This is a genomic window from Pseudoxanthomonas sacheonensis, assembly GCF_031455975.1.
GTDB classification, from domain to species: domain Bacteria; phylum Pseudomonadota; class Gammaproteobacteria; order Xanthomonadales; family Xanthomonadaceae; genus Pseudoxanthomonas_A; species Pseudoxanthomonas_A sacheonensis_A.
In genome coordinates, this window is sequence record NZ_JAVDTT010000002.1 from 1076316 (window position 1) to 1095801 (window position 19486).

10 protein-coding genes are annotated in these 19486 nt (G+C 63.5%); 8 read left to right on the forward strand and 2 right to left on the reverse strand.

Features of this window, described 5'->3' with window-relative positions; genetic code table 11:
• The 5 genes from J2W94_RS11980 (at window position 1) to J2W94_RS12000 (ending at window position 11478) form a co-directional block, all read left to right on the forward strand.
• Entirely contained in the window at window positions 1–1416 is a 1416-nt protein-coding gene (locus J2W94_RS11980) for an amino acid permease (protein WP_310093525.1), read from the forward strand.
• 50 nt (window positions 1417–1466) lie between these two features.
• Entirely contained in the window at window positions 1467–3005 is a 1539-nt protein-coding gene (locus tag J2W94_RS11985; protein WP_310093745.1) for a DUF5597 domain-containing protein, read from the forward strand.
• 134 nt (window positions 3006–3139) lie between these two features.
• Window positions 3140–5503: a Tat pathway signal protein gene (locus J2W94_RS11990; RefSeq protein WP_310093528.1), complete on the forward strand. Its 2364-nt coding sequence runs from the start codon at window positions 3140–3142 to the stop codon at window positions 5501–5503.
• A gap of 639 nt (window positions 5504–6142) precedes the next feature.
• Complete coding sequence (locus tag J2W94_RS11995; protein ID WP_430540604.1) at window positions 6143–9022, forward strand: TonB-dependent receptor; 2880 nt, start codon at window positions 6143–6145, stop codon at window positions 9020–9022.
• A 95-nt stretch (window positions 9023–9117) separates the two neighbouring features.
• The gene (locus J2W94_RS12000) at window positions 9118–11478 is read left to right on the forward strand and encodes a glycoside hydrolase family 127 protein (protein WP_310093532.1); all 2361 of its coding nucleotides are present in this window, start codon (window positions 9118–9120) and stop codon (window positions 11476–11478) included.
• A gap of 172 nt (window positions 11479–11650) precedes the next feature.
• Here the strand turns inward: J2W94_RS12000 and J2W94_RS12005 are convergent, their stop codons facing one another.
• Together J2W94_RS12005 and J2W94_RS12010 are read right to left on the reverse strand one after the other, a co-directional pair.
• The gene (locus J2W94_RS12005) at window positions 11651–12703 is read right to left on the reverse strand and encodes a HAMP domain-containing sensor histidine kinase (protein ID WP_310093534.1); all 1053 of its coding nucleotides are present in this window, start codon (window positions 12701–12703) and stop codon (window positions 11651–11653) included.
• A 1-nt stretch (window position 12704) separates the two neighbouring features.
• Complete coding sequence (locus J2W94_RS12010) at window positions 12705–13400, reverse strand: response regulator transcription factor (protein ID WP_310093536.1); 696 nt, start codon at window positions 13398–13400, stop codon at window positions 12705–12707.
• Window positions 13401–13533: 133 nt separating this feature from the next.
• Here J2W94_RS12010 and J2W94_RS12015 point away from each other — a divergent pair, with 133 nt between their 5' ends.
• The 3 genes from J2W94_RS12015 to J2W94_RS12025 are packed head-to-tail and all read left to right on the forward strand — an operon-like array spanning window position 13534 to window position 19225.
• On the forward strand, window positions 13534–14988 hold the full coding sequence (locus J2W94_RS12015) for an efflux transporter outer membrane subunit (RefSeq protein WP_310093539.1): 1455 nt from the start codon (window positions 13534–13536) through the stop codon (window positions 14986–14988).
• A 29-nt stretch (window positions 14989–15017) separates the two neighbouring features.
• Window positions 15018–16103, forward strand: a complete 1086-nt coding sequence (locus J2W94_RS12020) for an efflux RND transporter periplasmic adaptor subunit (protein ID WP_310093541.1) — start codon at window positions 15018–15020, stop codon at window positions 16101–16103.
• Entirely contained in the window at window positions 16100–19225 is a 3126-nt protein-coding gene (locus tag J2W94_RS12025; protein WP_310093542.1) for an efflux RND transporter permease subunit, read from the forward strand. The genes J2W94_RS12020 and J2W94_RS12025 overlap by 4 nt, the downstream gene beginning before the upstream one ends.
• Window positions 19226–19486: the final 261 nt, after the last annotated feature.

Sequence of the window (19486 nt, forward strand, 5' to 3'; positions counted from 1 at the left end):
ATGGGCTTGCTGAACGACATGATCCGCCGGAAATCCGTGGAGACGATGCAGACCGAAGTGCGGAGCCGAGGCGAGTTGCGCCGCGTACTCGGGTTATGGCAGCTGACCGCGATCGGTCTGGGCGGAATCATCGGCGTCGGCATCTTCGTGCTGACCGGTACGGTCGCCGCGACCCAGGCCGGACCGGCGGTGGTGCTGTCGTTCCTGATCGCCGGCATCGCCAGTGCGGCGGCGGCACTGTGCTACGCCGAATTCGCTGGGCTGATTCCGGTCAGCGGAAGTGCCTATACCTACGGCTACGCGGTGCTGGGCGAGTTCGCCGGTTGGATGATCGGTTGGGACCTGTTGCTGGAATTCGCGCTGATCGCGGCGGTAGTGGCGGTGGGTTGGTCGGGCTATGTGCAGGCGCTGCTCGATGCCGGCGGCGTGCACCTGCCGCTATGGGCTCAGGGCGCCTACGGCACGGCGCCCGGCCGCTTCATCAATCTGCCGGCAGTGTTGATCTCGGTGCTGATCACCGCCTTGCTGGCGATGCGGATGGAGTGGGGCGCGCGTTTCAATATGCTGATCGTGGCGATCAAGATCGGCGCGGCGGTACTGATCGTGGCGGCCGGGGTCGCTTTCGTCGACCCGGCGCGCTGGCATCCCTTCATGCCGTTCGGCGTGCACGGCGTGGTCACGGGTGCGGCGGTGGTTTTCTTCGCCGTGTTCGGCTACGAGATGATGACTACCGCCGCCGAGGAAGCGATCAATCCGCAGCGCGATCTGCCCCGCGCGGTGATCCTGTCGCTGAGCATCGCGATGATCCTGTATTTCGCCATCTGCCTGGTGCTGACCGGAATCGTGCCGTACACCACGCTCGACAACGACGCGCCGGTTGCCCACGCCTTCACCGCCATCGGCCAACCCAAAGTGATGATCGCCATCTCGCTGGCGTCGATCTGCGGTATCACCAGCGTGATCTTCGCCAACCTGCTGGCCGGGGCGCGAATCTGGTTCGCCCTGTCGCGCGACGGTCTGCTGCCGGGCTGGTTCGCCAAAGTGCATCCGACCTGGCGCACGCCGCACCGCACCACCGTGCTGATCGGCCTGGTCACCGCGGTCGCCGCCGGCTTCTTCCCGCTGGACGAACTGGCCAAGTTGGTCAACATCGGCGTACTTGGCGCCTTCATCGTGATCTGCTCTTCGGTGATGGTGCTGCGCTGGAAGCGTCCCGAGTTGCAGCGTCCGTTCCGTACCCCGCTGGTGCCGCTGGTGCCGCTGATCGGCATCGGCTTTTCCGCATGGCTGATCTGGGGCCTGCCGACGATCACCTATGAGCGCTTCCTGATTTGGCTGGCTATCGGTTGCGTGGTCTATTTCGCCTATGGCATCCGCCACAGCAAGCTTGCCGGGCGGCCGGAGCCCGCGGCGTGAGGCGGCGCGGCGCTGTCTGGCTGGCGGCAACGCTGAGCTTGTTGCTGGGCATGGCCGCGCATGCGGCCACGCGCGAGATGCCGCGCTACGTCAGCGAAAACGGGCGCCACGCCTTGTTCGTCGACGGCGCGCCGTACAGCATCATGGCGGCGCAACTGCATAACTCCAGCGCCTGGCCGCAAGTGCTGCCGCAGGCGCTGGACCAGGTGGAGGCGCTGCACGCCAACACGGTGGAAGCGCCGGTGTACTGGGAACAATTCGAGCCGGAGCCCGGCCGCTACGACTACACCAACATCGATGCATTGATCGCGCAGGCCCGCACACGCGGCCTGCGCCTGGCGTTGCTGTGGTTCGGCACCTGGAAGAACGGTCAGATGCACTACGTGCCGGACTGGATCAAGCGAGACCGTGCCACGTATCCGCGCATGCTCGACGCCAATGGCGTGCCGGTGGACGTGCTCTCGCCGCATGCGCAGACCAACCGCGACGTCGATAGCCGTGCGTTCGCCGCGTTGATGCGTCATTTGCGCAAGGTGGACGAGGGTACCTACACCGTCATCCTGGTGCAGGTGCAGAACGAACCGGGTGCGATCGGCACCGTGCGCGACCATGGCGAAGCCGGCGAGCGCGCATTCCGCGAACAAGTACCCGAAGCGGTCGCCCGCGCGCTGTCCAAGCCTGCCGGTACCTGGACCGAAGTCTTCGGCCCCGGCGCCGCCGAGGCGTTCAGCGCCTATGCCAACGCTGTCTACATCGAACAGGTGGCAGCCGCCGGCAAGGCCGAATATCCGTTGCCGCTCTATGTGAACACCTGGCTGCGCTACAAAGGCAAGATCCACCCGGGCTTGGATTATCCCAGCGGCGGCGCGACCTGGAACGTGTTCGATCTGTGGCGCGTGGTCACGCCGTCGATCGACTTCATCGGCACCGACATCTACACCAGCGACTACAACGAATACACCAAAGTCGTGGACCAATACGCACGGCCGGACAACCCGGCCTGGGTTTCGGAAACCGGTTTCGAGGCCGCCACCGCGCCGTATCACTTCTATGTGTTGGGAAAAGGTGGATTGGGCTTCTCGGTGTTCGGCATCGACGGCAACGAAGACACGCCGGAGAACCGCGCGGCGACCGAAGCGTACGCCGCCGCCTTCGGGTTGCTGACGCCGATGCAGAGGATGTTGGCCAGCGCCGCGTTCGAAGGACGACTGCAGGCGGCGGTGGAAAAGCCGGGTACTCCGCAGCAAGACCTGCGCTTCGGTCCCTGGCAGGCCCGCGTTTCGTTCGGCGCGCCGATGTGGGGCGATGCGCCGGCGATCCTGCCGGGCACCCCCGACCACGCCGGTCGCGTGCTGGTGGTCCAACTGGAACCCGAGGTGTTCCTGGTTACCGGATTCCAGGGGCGAGTGGAATTCCAGCGCGATACCACCGATGGCAAATACGGGCAACTGCTGAAGGTGGAGCAGGGCCGCTACGTGGACGGGAAGTGGCGGACCGTGCGCTGGTTGAACGGCGATGAGACCGACTACGGGCTAAATTTCCGCGTGCGCGATCCGTACGTGCTGAAGGTCACCGTAGGCACACATTGAATCGGCGGCTGCGGATCGAAATGAGCTTATCTGTGTGCGATTCCGCACGGATACGCAAGGTCGCGGACAAGACGCCATCGGGTGCTTGCCGCAGCATGGCCGGATACGGGCTGTAGAAGTTCGGGAGCGTGGAAATGGACAGAAGGCGATTTCTGCAACATGGCTTGACCGCCACCGCAGTGGCCGGAGCCGGCTTCGTTGTCGACGGCGCAGCGGCGGCCGCTACGCCCGCTGTTACTGCGAAGCTGCCCAAGCCCAAGCTGCAACCTTTGGCGGAGGATGCACTGCAAGGTCATACCCGTCTCTGCGCGTTCCGCGAGGAGGGCGTCGAGTGGACCGTGTATGAAGATCTGCGTACGCCGGACGGTGCGATCAGTTTCGTCTGCGCCGATGGCATGGTGACCCTGGGCAAGCGCACGGAAGCGGCGTTTCCCAGCGACAAGCCGCCGTATTTCGGCATGAAACTCGCCGACGTGGCGCTGGCCGACGCCGACCTGCTGGCCAACCACTTGTTGCGGAACGGCGATCCGTCGGCGGAAGAAGTGCGCGATGCCGCACCGCCGCCGGCGTCGCTGCTAGATCCCAAGGATCATGATGGGCGCTGGCCTTGGACCACCTTCGTCGGTACGCGTGAAGCCGTCGATACCATGCCCATCCTGCCCAATGGACGCAGCCGCACCTGGCGTCCGGAGCATGCCTTCGCTCAACTCGGCGAAGTCGCGCTGATCAAGCGCAGGCATGAAGGACTGTTGGGCGGCTGGATGCCGGCGGTGCACAAGGTGATGCCGGTGTCGGCCAACCGCCACTACGACCTGTTGGTATTCGCCGACGTACGCGCCGAGGATCGTTTCATCGTCCAGACCTGGCACCGCACCGTGCTGGTGGAGAACGGCAAGGCGCTGAAGACGGTGTACACGCACAGCTATCCCGACTATCTGCCGCGGCGCGGGGGTGCGACGGCCGAGGATTTCTATCGCGGGCTGCTGGCGTTCGCGGGTTACTGGCAGGACCTGCTTGCCGGCACCGTCGAAGCCAGTCTGCCGGATCCGAGCTGGAACGACATGGCGCGCTTCGCTTTCGCCCGTGAACTGGTAGTGCGTCCTGGCGGTACTTATCCCAAGTACGGTGCGGTGGATCGCGACTATTACGGTAACGAGTACGACGGGTTCCAGGACACCTTCACCAGTTCGCTGTACGCCAATCTGGAGTGGGGCCGCTTCGACCAGGCCGCGGCGGTACTGGACGGCTACTTCACCTATTTCGTGCAGCCCGACGGCATGCCCAACATGCGCGGGCCGGAGACCGGGCAGTTCGGCCTGATCCTGTCGCTGATGGCGCGCTATCTGCACTACACCGGCGATGCGCCGCTGTTGCGCAAGCATCGCGGCAAGATAGAAGCCACCGCGCAAATCCTGGAAGAATTGCATGACCAGAGCCTGGCGCTGCCATCCGATGCGCCGGGCCATGGCCTGATCCACGGCTGGAACGAATCCGACGCCTGCCTGTTCCCCGATCCCACGCTGTGGTGGAAGCCCTACTACGCCAATAGCGCGTTGGCCGCGCGCGGCTTGGCCGATATCGCGCCGGTGTGGACGCATATCGGCGGCGCGGACGCACCGGCGACCGCGCGGCGTTGGAACCAGCGGTCGCAACGCCTGACTGCGCAGACCGAGCGCACGCTGCGCGCCAATGTCCGTCGCGATCTGAAGCCGCCTTACATCGGCCCGCTGCCGGGCGTGAAGCTGACGTTCCGCCAGTCGCTGCTGCAGGAAAATCCCAGTGAGCAGGGATGGCCGCACCGCGTCTATGCCGAACTGTTGCAGGCCGATGTGTTGCCCGACGATCTGGCGAACCTGGTGATCGACTGCGTACGCGGTCACGGCGGCACCAGCCTGGGTGTGGTCGCCAACATCGCGCCGCCGAGCAAGGACGCGCGCGACCTGCTCGGTTTCATTTCCTACGGCTATGCGCAGCAATTGCTGCGCCTGGACCGGATCGAGGAATACCTGCTGTTCCTGTACGCGCACCGCTATCACGTGCACACGCGCGGCGGCTGGACGGCGGGCGAGGTGAGCGGCATCACCGGCGGCATGCCGCTGTTCTGCATGCCGGCGCAGTCGACCATTCCGCTGCTGCTGCGTTGGATGCTGGTATTCGAAGACAGCGCCGGCGAGCAGTTGTATCTGGCGCGGGCGCTGCCGCGCGAATGGCTGGCAAGCGGCGAGACCATCGGTATTTCCGATGCGCCCACCCGCTGGGGCAAGGTCGGTTTCCAGTTGCGCGCCAATGCGCAGGCGCAGCGAATCGAGGGCCATGTCGACCTGCCATCCGGAGTGCCCGATGGCGTCTGGCTCAGCCTGCGCTTGCCAGCGGGAAAACGCCTGCTCGCAGCTACGGTGGATGGCAAGGAAGTGACGTTAGCCGGAAGAAACAGTGACGCATTGCGCATAGCGGGGCGTGCGGGAACGCGCGTGACTGTGCAGGCTGCCTATGCCTGAATGAATCCACCTGTGGAGAGTTTTCCGCAACGGCCTGCTGCAGCGCTGAGAGCGGCAGCTACGCTGCGAAGCTCTGCGCTCCGCGATATCGGCAGGGGATAAAAACATGCCGTATTCCGCATCCGAAAACGACAATTGCGACAAGACGCACCGGTCATTGTGCATGCAGGATGAGGGTAAGCCGGATCCATGACGCATGCGTGACATACGGACATGGAACGCGTTGAACGCCACGTCGCGTTTCCGTTCAGCGAACTGCGCGTCTGAACAAAACCGGAGGTGATGCAGAAAAATAAATGCTTTTGGTGGATGGTGGCCCGGCGACAGCGCCGGATGCGGACGGCGACGCTCCAGGGAAGCGCACGGAGCGATCCGTTGCGCTACATCTTCTCCACCGGCGAATCAGGCAGTACCCGTTCGGCCGCGCACAAGTGCTCGGCAAGCAGACGGGAAAGGTTTTTCGCGCCGCTGCCGTCACCGGTACAGACGCGGCGAATCCAGGCGTTTCTTGCGCTGGCGCAAGCCGGCACGGGCGCTCTTACCCCACGAATCCTATCGCCCCAATCGAAGCCGTCTGAGGAGACACCCATGCGATCCGCCGAAATAATGCTCGCTCCTTCCCGCCATCATCATCTCGCGATTCCGTTCCTAGCTGTTCCGCGTCCCCGCGCAACGTTGGTACGAGCCATTACGGTCGCGCTGATACTAGCCGCCGCCTGCTCGGCGCAGGCGCAGGAAACGCCGACTGCGGAGAGCGCTGGCGACGCCACCACTCTGGACAGCGTCACCGTCACCGGCTCTCGCATCCGCCGCGTCGACACCGAGACCGCCAATCCGGTTACCACCATCGGCCGCGAAGCCATCGAAGCCACCGGCAAGGCGACGCTGGGCGATCTGATCCAGGAGTTGCCTGCGATCGCCGGCAACGCCACCAACCCCAACGTCAACAACGGCGGCGGCACCGGCGCGTCCGCGGTCTCGCTGCGCGGCCTGGGCGAGAAGCGCACCTTGGTGCTGGTCAATGGCGTACGTCTGGCCTACAACGATATCAACAGCATTCCGGCCGCTATGGTCGAGCGCGTCGAAGTGCTGGGCGACGGCGCGTCCGCCGTCTACGGCTCCGATGCCATCGGCGGCGTGGTCAATTTCATTCTGCGCGACCGCTTCGAAGGCGTGCAGGCCAGCGCCGATTTCGGCCAGACTTCGCGCGGCGACGGCAGCCGGCGCAACTATTCGCTCACTGCCGGGCATGCCTGGGATCGGGCCAGCGTGGTCGGTGGCGTGTCCTACCACAAGATCGATGAAGTATCGGCAGCGCAACGCGCGTTCTCCAAGGATGCGCTGAATCTGGTCAATGGCGAGGCGGTCAGACAAGGTTCTTCGGCGACCCCCTTCGGGACGATCAGCTTCAACGACGGTTCCGCCGAAGCCGCGGCCCTGGCCGCCAGCGCGGGTTGCTCGCGCGTCACCCTCGATTCGGCCACCGGCAGCGGCCCTACCGACCGGGGCGACTATCACTGCTACGACGCCACGGCGGATTCCTTCAACTACCAGCCCTTCAATCTGCTGCAGACGCCGCAGGAGCGCACCAACGCCTTCGTGCTGGGCAGCTTCCGCCTGACCGACAACCTCGAAGCCTACGGCAACGCCTATTTCACCAAGACCCATTCGGCATCGATCATCGCGCCGGTGCCGATCTTCGCCATCGGCGACAATTTCCTGGTGTCGGAGAACAGCTACTACAATCCCTTCGGCATTAATTTCGGCGCCGATCGGGCCACTGGCACCACCTACAACACTTTCAATACGCGGCTGGTTTCGCTGGGCAACCGCCAGTACGAATACAACACCTACAATCTGCAGACCAACGCCGGCCTGCGCGGTGGTTTCGGCGACAGCTCCTGGCAGTGGGACGCCAATTTCAACTATGGCCAGGTCCGGCAGAAGTCGATCAACAACGGTTTCCTGAATTACGCTGCGTTCAATCAGGCGGTCGGGCCCTCGTTCCTGGACAGCGATGGAGTGGTCAAGTGCGGCGCCGCCGGCGCGGTCATCGCCGGCTGCACTCCGATCGACATCTTCAACACCAACGATCCGGCCACCGTTGAGGCGCTGAAAGCGATGGTCGTCAATCCGATCAGCACCAGCACTTACACGGTCAAGCAGTTCGAAGCAAACGCCAACGGCAATCTGTTCGATCTTCCCGCCGGGACGGTCAATCTCGCGGTCGGCTTGTCCTATCGCAAGGAAAGCACCTCGACCAAGACCGACGATTTGGCCGTGGCCGATCTGGAAGGTCTATGCGGCGTCGTCGAGTTCTGCACCACGGTGCTGAACGGCAGTTTCAACGTGAAGGAAGCCTATGCCGAAACCCTGATTCCGTTGCTGGCCGACAAACCTTTCGCGCACGCGCTGAACCTGTCTATCGGCACCCGCTTCTCCGATTACGATTCGGTGGGCAGCACCACCAACAGCAAACTGGCGCTGGAATGGCGACCGATCGAAAACCTGCTGCTGCGCGGCACGGTGTCGGAGGTATTCCGCGCGCCCAACATCAACGAGCTGTACGCCGGCATCGGTGGCGATGCGGCTTCGGCCATCGATCCCTGCAACGGTTATACCGGTGGCAATGACGTAGCTTGCGCCAACGTGCCGACGGATGGCAGCTACCAGCAGGCCGATCCACAGGTTTCCGGACGCACTTCCGGCGCATTGGTGGCCGGCTACGACGGCCTCAAGCCAGAAACCGGCAAGTCCTACGATTTCGGCGTGGTCTACGATCCGAAGTGGCTGGAAGGACTTTCGCTGAGCGCCGATGTATGGCGCATCAATCTGGTGGACACCATCGCCACGGTATCGGCGCAGACCGTGCTCAACCAGTGCTACGCCAATTCCGCCAGCGCGTTCTGCCCTCTGATCCACCGCAACGGCAACGGCACCATCTACTACATCGGCGAGCCGACGGTGAACCTGGGCCAGTTGTGGACAAAGGGCGTGGATTTCGGCGCGAACTATCGTCTGCCCGATACGCGCTGGGGCAGCTTCAACGCAAGCCTCAACGGCACCTATGTGGCGCGTTACGACATTAATCCCGATCCCACCGACCCGGGCACCGTGGTGATCCACAGCGCGGGCAAGTACACCTATTCCTATGGCAATTTCCCGCGCATCCGCGCGCTGGGTACGTTGACCTGGAAGCAGGGGCCATGGAGCGCCGCCTGGCGTATCCGCTACGTGGGGCACACCTCGATCGGCAGCACCGACGCAAGGCAGAATCTCTCCGCCGATTCGGCGCTGCCGGCGGTCGAGCGCGGGATCGGCTCGTATGCGTACCACAACCTGCAGGGCGGCTACGACTTCAGCGACTGGCATACCCGCGTCGACGTGGGCGTGGACAATCTGGGCGACAAACAGCCGCCCTTGTTCTACAACAACAACGCCAACAACGGTAATACCGATGTGACGACCTACGACGTGCTCGGCCGTTACTGGTGGGCGCGGGTCACGGTAACGTTCTGATCCACCAACGCGAGCCGCCCGTCCGTCCAGGCGGCTCGCGTTTTCCGCCGTCACGGATTTCCGTTGCGGTCAGCAGGAAAACGAGGATTCACTGCATGACCATCAGCCTTTCGAGACGGCGTTTCCTCGCCTGGAGCGCCATGGCGTCGGCGGCCGGCTTCGTCGGCTTCCCGCTCGAAGCGGCGGCATCCGTACCGCAACGGGCACGGGCGGTCCCGCTACGCAACGTACGGTTGAAACGGTCGATGTTCCTGGATTCGCTGCAAACCAACCGGCGCTACATGCTGCAGTTGGAGCCGGATCGCCTGCTGCACAATTTCCGCCAGTACGCCGGGCTGAAGCCGAAGGCACCCGTCTATGGCGGCTGGGAAGCGGATACCATTGCCGGGCATACGCTCGGGCACTATCTCAGCGCGCTATCGCTGATGCATGCGCAGACCGGCGACACCGAATGCCTGTCGCGTGCGGATTACATCGTCGCCGAACTGGCGTTGTGCCAGGCACAAGCCGCCGATGGTTACGTGGCCGGTTTCACCCGCAAGAACCGCGATGGAAAGATCGAAAGCGGGCGCGCGGTCTTCGATGACCTCAGGCAGGGTAGGGTCGAAACCCAGCCCTTCAGCCTGAATGGAAGTTGGGCGCCGCTGTATACCTGGCATAAGCTGTTTGCGGGCCTGCTGGACGCGCACGTGCATTGCGGTAATGCGCATGCGCTCGAGGTGGCGGTGCGTTTGGGCAATTACCTCGATGCGGTGTTCGCGCAACTGGACGATGCGCAGATGCAGCGGGTGCTGTCGTGCGAGTTCGGTGGGCTCAACGAATCCTTCGCCGAACTCTATGGCCGCACCGGCGACCCGCGCTGGCTCCGGTTGGCCGAACGCCTGCGCCACCGCGAAGTCATGGACCCGCTGGCCGCGCAGCAGGACAAACTCGACCGGCTGCACGCCAACACACAGATTCCGAAACTGATCGGCATGGCCCGCCAGTTCGAACTGACCGGCGATCCAGAGCCCTCGGCAGCTGCGCGTTTCTTCTGGCTTACGGTCACCGCGCACCATACCTATGTGATCGGCGGCAACGCCGACCGCGAATACTTCCAGGCGCCGGATACGATCTCCAAGTTCGTCACCGAACAGACCTGCGAGCACTGCAACAGCTACAACATGCTGAAGCTGACCCGGCACCTGTATCGCTGGACGCCACGGGCCGCCTATTTCGACTACTACGAACGCACCTTGCTGAACCACATAATGGCGCAGCAGCATCCGGGCACCGGCATGTTCGCCTACATGATGCCGCTGATGGCCGGGGCCAAGCGCGAGTTCTCCACTCCGTTCGACGATTTCTGGTGCTGCGTCGGTTCCGGGATGGAGAGCCATGCCCAGTTCGGCGATTCGATCTACTGGCGCGACGACGAGGACGAAACCTTGTTCGTCAATCTCTATATTCCTTCGAGCCTGGACGACGACCCTTCCGGCCTGCGGCTGGAGCTGGACAGCGACCTGCCTTTGGGTGGCGAGACCCGCCTGCGCATAACGGCGGCACCGGAAGCGGCGCAGCGCATTGCGCTGCGGATCCCCGGCTGGGCGCAGTCGTGGCGACTTACGCTCAACGGCAAGCCCGTCCGCGCAGAATTGGCCGACGGCTACGTGCGCCTGCGCCGCCGCTGGCGCGCAGGCGACATGCTGACCCTGGAATTGCCGATGCCGTTGCGCCTGGAACCGAGCGACGATCCGGACGTTGTGTCGGTGATGCGCGGTCCGTTGGTGCTGGCGGCCGATCTGGGTTCAACGGAACAACCCTACGCGACACAAGCCGATCCGGTGTTGGTGGCCGAAGGCGACGTGCTGGCGGGATTCGCACCGCAGGAAGTCTCCGGACGTTATCTGGCGACCGAGGTGGTGCATCCGGGACCGTTGGCGTTCGTGCCGTTCTACGCGCAGCACGACCGGCGCAGCGCGATCTATTTCGGACGCCTCGCCCCACAGGCGTGGAGGGAAGCGCAAGCGAGGCAAGCGGCGGCTGCCGAGGCCATGGCGCGATTGGATGCCGAAGCGATCGACCGGGTCGAACTGGGCGAAGAAGCATCGGAAAAGGCGCATCGCCTGCGCAGCGAGTTGTCCTACAACGTCGAGTATCGACGGCGGAAAGGACGCGACGCCCGCAGCGGTGGATTCGTCGAATTCGATCTGCGCAACCAGGCCGGTCCGCTGCATTTGCGTCTGCGCTACTGGGGTGGCGAGCATCGACGGCGCTTCCGCATTCTGGCCAATGGACATCTGGTAGCCGACGAAGTGCTGGACGGCGATCGCGGCATCCGTTTCGTCGATGTCGACTATCCGTTGCCTGCCGCTGCTACGAAAGGAAAGGCTTTGCGGGTGCGCATCGAACCGGAAACCGGCTTCAGCGCCGGCCCCGTGTTCGGCTGCTGGCTATTGGCCGGCACGGAGGCATAAGAAGGCCGCGCTGCGATCATCGGAAATAGTAAGTGACGTACCTTGGACAAGCTATGGGTGAGCAGCAAGTGGAGATTAACAGTCAGAAGCGGGCATTCTTACTTGACCGATATCACGGCGCAGCCGGAAAGCAGCACCGTGATAACCATGACTGTCAGCACCTCAGACCACCTCAGTCCTTGCCCTCCAGAGGCAGCACGAGAAAGACTTCAAGCCCGCCCCCTTCACGAAGCGCTGCGTTCACGCGGCCTCCGTGCATCTCTATCGCCCGTTGCGCGATCGCCAAGCCCAAGCCCACGCCGCGGATCGGCTCGCTGCCTTCCACCCGGGTGAAGGGTTGGAAGATCGCCTTCAGCATATCGGGTGGCACGCCCGGGCCCCGATCGCGCACGAGCGTTTCTAGCGCCCTGCCATGGCCAGTCACCCTTGCGTGAATTTCAACCGTGGCACCTTCCGGGCTGAACTTGACGGCATTCCGAATCACGTTCTCGAACGCGCGGTAGATCAACTCACCGTTGACGTTCGATATGAAATGGTCCGGAGCATCGATAGCGACCGAGCGCGAAGAAGCCCGTGCCTCGAAATCGGCGTCCTCTGCGATCGCGTGCAACAACTCGACGACGTCCACGCGCTCATGAGCCACCTCTACCGATCCCGACTCTATTCGATGCAACGTCAGCAGTTCCTCGATCAGCGCGTCGAGCCGTTCGCTCTCTCGCTCGATGCGACTGATCATCGCGTCGGTCTGCGTCGAATCTTGACGCAGCAATCCGATCGCCGCCTGGATGCGCGTCAGCGGCGAGCGTAATTCATGGGAAATATCATGGAGCAGGATGCTGCGTGACTCGGTCAGCTGCTGCAACTGCGTCGCCATGCGATCGAAATCGTGCGCCAGATCGACGATTTCGTCGCTGCGGTTGCCCATCAGAGGTTGCACACGCGTATCAAGACGACCCTCAGCCATCCGGTGCAGCGCCCAGTGCAAGTGCTGCAAGGGGCGCGAAAGGTACCAAGCCAGCGCCAGTCCTGTAATGAGGATCGCGATTCCTGCCGATACCAGCGGCACTATCGGCAGCACGCCAATTCGCGCGATCCTTGCGTCCTCCGGCGGAGTCATACCAGTGAGATGAAAATAGGTTGCCGCCCCCGTGATCGTCAGGATCATGCTGATCCACAGCGCCAGCAAGAGCTTCCAGAACAAGCGCCCGGGTTTCCACTTGAACATCTCAGTCCTCCAGAAGCTGGTAGCCCAGCCCCCGCACGCTCTGGATCCAGGACTGGCCGTCCGGACGGGTGCCCAGCTTCTGGCGAATGCTGCTGATATGCACATCGATACGACGATCGAACCGGGCCAGGGGACGGTCGAACGCCTGCTGGGAAATGTCTTGCTTGCTGACCAACTGTCCGGAATGCCGCGCGAGCACCTCCAGCAAGCTGAACTCCGTGCCGGTGAGTTCCAATGACGCGCCGCGCCAGGTGGCTTGTCGGTTTCCTGGCCACAACGTCAACTCGCCGACCTGCACCATGCGCTGAGCGGCAGCCATACCCGAGGATCCGCGACCTTCCGTGCGCCGCAAGATCGCGCGGATACGCGCCACTAGTTCACCCGGTGTGCAAGGTTTCGGCACGTAGTCGTCGGCGCCCAAATCGAGCCCGACGATGCGGTCGATATCATCGCCTCGGGCCGTGAGCATCAGGATGGGAACGGGACTGGTGGCGCGGATACGGCGCAGCGCTTCGATGCCCGAGAGGCGCGGCATCATGATGTCCAGCACCACAAGTGCGTAATCGCGGGAAATTGCTTCCATAACACCGGTCTCGCCATCGCGGACCGTTGTCACGTCGAAGCCTTCCCGCACCAGGTACTGCGAGAGCATCGAGGTGAGATCGACGTCGTCGTCGACGAGTAAGATTTTGACCATGCCCACAGTATCTACCGGAATTTTTCGGGAAACACTCGTTTCTGCGGGAATTTACCCAATTTAACCTCGCCAAACAGCAGCCAACGATCGGCGCTCCTACGATGCCGCCTACCCTTTATTCCGTGTCATGCGCATGCAGGAATTCTCCCTTCTCCGCGCCGCGCTATGGGCGAGCCTAACCCTGGCGCTCGCTTCCTGCGCGGTCGGTCCCACCTATCGCGAGCCGGTTCCTGAGGCGCCACCCGTCTGGAGCGCACCGTTGCCACATGAAGGGGATGTCGCAGCCATCGCCCAGTGGTGGCGGCAGTTCGACGATCCGCTGCTGGAACGCCTCATCGCGATGGCCGAGGCCGACAGTCCGTCGCTGACCAAGGCATGGGCGAATATCGAAAAGGCGCGTGCCACGCTGACTTCCGCAAAGGCCGGGGGCCTTCCCGCCGTGACGGCGGGTGGTTCGGCAACTCGTGGCAAGCAGCAGACGCAGAACGGAACGGAGGCGATTTCCGAAACCCACAGCGGCGCGCTGGACGCATCGTGGGAAATCGACCTGTTCGGCAAGGCCCGTCGCAGCGCGGAGGCCGCACAGGCGCGCGTGGACGCGCGGGTGAGCGACTGGCACGACGCCCGCGTTTCGCTGGCCGCCGAAGTGGCGGACACCTACGTGCAGTACCGAGCCTGCGGGCTGCTTGCCGACACCTACGCACGCGAGCTGAGATCGATGACGCAGACAGAGCAGGCGACCGCGGTCTTAGTCCAAGCGGGCTTCCGGGCGCGATCCGAGGGCGCGCTTGCCCGGGCGAGTTCGGCCAGTACCCGCTCGACCCTGGTTTCGCAACGTGGTCAGTGCGATCTGTTGGTGAAATCACTGGTCAGCCTCACTGGAACCGACGAGACCAGCTTGCGTGCGTTGATGATGACGGGCGACGCAAAGCTGCCGCAGCCAGCGGGATTGGATGTGCAAAGTATCCCCGCACAGGTGTTGCGGCAGCGGCCCGATTTGGCTTCCCTGGAGCGGGAGCTGGCGGCTGCCAGTGCGGAGATCGGCGTCGCCCAAGCCGACCTGTACCCCAGCCTGTCTCTCTCCGGCTCCATCACGGTATCGGCGAGCGATCTGGCCTCCTCGGCGACGACCTGGTCGTTCGGACCTTCTTTGTCGATTCCTCTCTTCGATGGCGGTAAGCGCCGTGCCGCTGTGGAAAGCGCGCGAGCAGGCTACACCGCCGCGATCGCCGACTATCGGCAAGGCACGCGCAACGTGGTGAAGGAAGTCGAACAGGCGTTAGTGAATCTGGACAGTTCGGGTCGCCGGGCCGAAGACGCCAACATCGCGGCCCAGGAATACCGTCGCTATTTCCAATCGACCGAAGCCAGCTGGCGCGCAGGACGAGAAAACCTCCTCACGCTGGAGGAGGCACGACGTAGCGCGCTTTCCGCCGAGATCCAGCAGATCACACTGCAACGAGATCGCATTTCCTATTGGGTCGCGCTCTACAAAGCCCTTGGCGGAGGTTGGCAATTCGATAGTCACGCGTCGTCGCCTGAAACGATGGCAGAGCAAGCGGCAAACCAACAACGGGGTGAACCTTGAATCGAAAGCTTCGTATCGGCGTCATCGTCATGGCGCTGCTGGCCCTAGGCCTAGTCGTCTGGCGGATACTGTCCGGCGGGACCGAGTCCTCGGAAGACGCACGCGCAGCAAGCGCCTTGACGGTCCAGATCGTTGCGCCGCAGGCGCAGACCTGGCCGCAGTCTGTGGTGGCCAGTGGTCCGCTCACCGCATGGCAGGAAGTCATCGTCAGCCCAGAAACAGGAGGGCTGCGCATCGCCGAACTGCTGGTGGACGTAGGCGCGAAAGTCGAGCGGGGGCAATTGCTCGCGCGCCTAGCCGACGACAGCCTGCGCATGGATTTGCGAATGCAGGAGGCCTCGGTGGCACAGGCCTCCGTGTCGCTGGATCAGGCTACATCCGACCTGAAGCGAGCACGCGTCGTGGAAGACAGCGGTGCCCTATCCGAACAGCAGTTGGAGGAGTACCGCGTCGCCGAGGCCAAGGCGCGCGCGTCGCTGTCGTCGGCCAGGGCGGAATTGGACAGCATCAATTTGAAACTCAAACAGACCCGCATCGTGGCGCCGGACAACGGCTACGTCTCGTCCAAGTCGGCGGTGCTCGGCAACGTCGTCAATGCGGGCGCCGAACTTTTTCGTTTGGTGCGCAAGAGCCGCGTCGAATGGCGGCCGGAGTTGGATGCCCGCCAATTGAGCCTGATCCAGACTGGACAATCGGTGGGTGTCATGCTGCCCAGCGGCGCACAAGTGCTTGGCGAGGTACGGGAAGTGGGCCCTACGCTCAGCGAAAAGACGGGTCGTGCCACCGTGTATGTCAGCCTACCCACGGACAGCGCGGCGCGACCAGGCATGTTCGCCAATGGCGAGATAGCGCTCGAGTCCAAGTCTGCGGTGACATTGCCGCAATCGTCCATCGTCTCGCGCGACGGGCGCTCCTACATCTTCCTGCTCGATGCACAGAACAAAGTCAGCAGTCGCGTGGTAGCCATCGGGCGCAGGCAGGGTGACCGCATCGAGATCCTGACCCCCATCGACGGCAAGGCGCGCATTGTGGCTAGCGGCGGCGCGTTCCTTTCCGAAAATGCCCAAGTCACCGTGGCCCCGGTCGGACAGGCCAGGACGAGTGCCGTGCTATGAATTTCTCCGCGTGGGCCATTCGCAAACCCGTTCCTTCGCTGCTGCTGTTCGTCCTGCTGACTGCTGTCGGCCTGATCGGCTTCCATAAGCTGAAGATCCAGGACTTCCCGGACATGGATCTGCCCACTGTGCAGATTTCCGCTTCGCTGGAGGGTGCGGCGCCCTCGCAACTGGAAACCGAGGTGGCGCGCAAGATCGAGGACAAGCTGGCCTCGCTGACGCGCCTGGACCATATCACCACCACGATCACCGATGGCGCGGTCAACATTAGCGTCACCTTTGACTTGGACAAGGATGGCGAAGAAGCCCTGAGCGAAGTCCGTAACGCGGTGGACAGCGCCCGTGCCGAGCTTCCCGCCAGCATGGCTGCGCCCACGGTATCGAAGATCACGTCCGCCGGTTCGTCGCTGCTGACCTACACCATTGCCTCCCCCCGCATGGATGAACAGGATCTTTCCTGGTTCGTAGACAACAAGGTCTCCAAGGCGCTGTTGGCGGTGAAGGGCGTGGCCTCGGTCGCACGCGTTGGCGGCGTCACCCGCGAAGTCCACGTGGATCTGGATCCCACGCTGATGGCCGGAATGGGCGTGACGCCTTCCGACGTGTCCCGACAGCTCAAGGCCGTGCAGAAGGAAAGCTCCGGTGGGCAAGGCGACGTGGGCGGCCAGCGGCAATCAGCCCGCACTATCGCCACAGTCGGAAGCGCGGCCGAAATCGCCGCCATTACCATCCCGCTGACCGACGGCCGCTACGTGCGCCTGGACCAGATAGCCCGCGTGAGCGATACCCACGCCGAGCGCAGTTCACTGGCGTTCCGCGACGGAAAACCGGTAATCGGCTTCCAGATTACCCGCTCCCGCGGGTACTCCGACGTTGGTGTGGCCACAGACGTGCGCAGCGCCATCGATGCCTTTGCCAAGGCCCATCCGGAGACCACCATCGACGAGGCCAGCAACACCGTTGCGCCCATCGAAGAGAACTACGAAGGTTCGATGCACCTGCTGATCGAAGGCGCGCTGCTGGCGATCATCGTAGTGTGGTGGTTCCTGCGCAACTGGCGCGCCACGTTGATCTCTGCCACCGCACTGCCCTTGTCGATCATTCCGACCTTCCTGGTCATGTGGCTGCTGGACTATTCGCTGAACACAGTGACGTTGCTGTCGCTTTCCCTGGTCGTCGGCGTCTTGGTGGACGATGCCATCGTCGAAATCGAGAACATCGAGCGCCACCTGCAGATGGGAAAGACGCCCTACCAGGCCGCGATGGAGGCCGCCGACGAAATTGGTCTGGCGGTGATCGCCACGACCTTCAGCTTGGTCGCGGTGTTTCTGCCGACGGCCTTCATGAGCGGCATCCCGGGGCTGATCTTCCGCCAATTCGGCGTGACCGCATCGGTCGCGGTGCTGGCTTCGCTGCTGGTTGCGCGCTTGTTGACCCCAATGATGGCAGCGTACCTGCTGAAGCCGGCCAAGCCGAACGCCGTGGGCCACGAGGAAGCTGCCGACAGCCCGATCATGAGCCGCTACCTGCATTGGGTGCGCAGTGCGTTGGCCAAGCGCAAGACCACCATCGTCGGCGCGAGTCTGTTCTTCGCCCTCGCCATGTTGGTCATCCCTTTCCTGCCCACCGGCTTCATCCCGGTTAAGGACCAGGCCCAGTCGCGCATTACCTTGACCCTGCCGCCGGGCAGCACTCTGGAAACCACGACAGCAACCAGCCAGCAGGCGGCCAAGCTCCTGCAGTCATTGCCGGAGGTGCGCAGCATCTTCGTTGCCGCGGGCACGTCAATGTCCGACAGCGGGCCGGGGTCGGTCAGCGCTTCGAGCGACGTGACTAGTGCGACGCTGACCGCCGATCTGGTGCCGCGCGGCGACCGCGACCTCAAGCAGTCGCAGGTCGAAGCGAAGATGCGTGATTTGCTGCGCGGCCTGTCGGGCGTGCGTGTTGCGGTGGGCGGTGGCGGCGTCAGTGGCGAAACCCTGGGCATCACGCTGGCCAGCGACGATCCCGATATGCTCGCTTCCACCGCCACCAAGATCGAAGCGGAACTGCGCACCCTGAAGGGCATCGGCAACGTCACGTCCAGCGCTGCCCTTCAGCGCCCCGAAATCCAGGTACGCCCCGATGCCGCGCGTGCCGCCTCGCTGGGCGTCACCTCCGAGGCGCTGGCCGATGCCGTGCGCCTGGCGACCTACGGCGACTATTCGACCACCCTGCCAAAACTCAACCTGCCGGAGCGGCAGATCCCGATCCGCGTGCAGATGGATCCCGCCGTGCGCGACGACATGGTGTCGGTGTCGCAATTGCGCGTGCAGGGCAGCCAAGGCACGGTGAGTCTAGGTTCGGTCGCCGACATTTCCATGGGCAGCGGTCCGTCGCAGATCGCCCGCCTGGATCGTTCGCGCAATGTCACCCTCACCGTCGAGCTGAACGGGCGTTCGATTGGCGAAGTCCAGAAGGAAGCCATGCGCTTGTCTACGCTGAGCGCGTTGCCTAATGGCGTGCAGCAGGTCGAACAGGGTGAATTGCAACGCATGTCCGAACTGTTCGCCAGCTTCGGGCTGGCCATGGCCATCGGCATCTTCTGCATCTATGCCGTGCTGGTACTGCTGTTCCACGACTTTCTTCAGCCCGCCACGATCCTATGCGCCTTGCCGCTGGCACTGGCGGGCGCGCTTCTCGCCCTGTGGCTAACCAACCAGTCGTTCTCGATGCCGGCTGTGATCGGGGTGCTGATGCTGATGGGCATCGTGACGAAGAACTCCATCCTGCTGGTTGAATACGCCATCCTGGCACGACGCGAACGCGGGATGAGCCGCTTGGAGGCGCTCATCGACGCTTGCCACAAGCGCGCACGTCCCATCGTCATGACAACGATCGCGATGGGCGCCGGCATGTTGCCGAACGCGCTCGGACTAGGCGCCGAACCGAGCTTCCGGCAGCCGATGGCGATCGTCGTCATTGGCGGTTTGATCACCTCGACGGTGCTGAGCCTGCTCGTCATTCCCGTGGTCTTCACCTACGTCGATGACCTGCTGGAATTCGGACGCCGCTGGTTCTCGAAGCAAAGCGAAACGACAGCGCCAGCCGCAGCTGGCGGCGTTCGCACGGATGAGCCTTGATTACAACCACAAGGATGGGATGCCAATTCAACCCTCCCACCTTCTCTGCCGGTTTTGACCGGCGCACGAGATAAAAGCATGCGTTTCCTATCCAGAATTAAGTTTCTGCTCGTGGCCTTGGCTTTGATGTTGTCGCTGTCTGCTTGCGCGTCCATTGGCCCGCGGCCACCGCCCGCTCCGGGTCCACTCCCGATGGCTCCCGCCGTTGCGCCGACACCGGCTCCGCTGCCACCGCATCCTTGACTCCTAATGAGGAAGAAA

What these genes read in the sequence shown, in the direction of transcription:
- J2W94_RS11980 (WP_310093525.1), top strand. Translation starts at nt 1, where the DNA reads ATGGGCTTGCTGAACGACATGATCCGCCGGAAATCCGTGGAGACGATG.
- J2W94_RS11985 (WP_310093745.1), top strand. Translation starts at nt 1,467, where the DNA reads ATGGCCGCGCATGCGGCCACGCGCGAGATGCCGCGCTACGTCAGCGAA.
- J2W94_RS11990 (WP_310093528.1), top strand. Translation starts at nt 3,140, where the DNA reads ATGGACAGAAGGCGATTTCTGCAACATGGCTTGACCGCCACCGCAGTG.
- J2W94_RS12000 (WP_310093532.1), top strand. Translation starts at nt 9,118, where the DNA reads ATGACCATCAGCCTTTCGAGACGGCGTTTCCTCGCCTGGAGCGCCATG.
- J2W94_RS12005 (WP_310093534.1), bottom strand. Translation starts at nt 12,703, where the DNA reads ATGTTCAAGTGGAAACCCGGGCGCTTGTTCTGGAAGCTCTTGCTGGCG.
- J2W94_RS12010 (WP_310093536.1), bottom strand. Translation starts at nt 13,400, where the DNA reads ATGGTCAAAATCTTACTCGTCGACGACGACGTCGATCTCACCTCGATG.
- J2W94_RS12015 (WP_310093539.1), top strand. Translation starts at nt 13,534, where the DNA reads ATGCAGGAATTCTCCCTTCTCCGCGCCGCGCTATGGGCGAGCCTAACC.
- J2W94_RS12020 (WP_310093541.1), top strand. Translation starts at nt 15,018, where the DNA reads ATGGCGCTGCTGGCCCTAGGCCTAGTCGTCTGGCGGATACTGTCCGGC.
- J2W94_RS12025 (WP_310093542.1), top strand. Translation starts at nt 16,100, where the DNA reads ATGAATTTCTCCGCGTGGGCCATTCGCAAACCCGTTCCTTCGCTGCTG.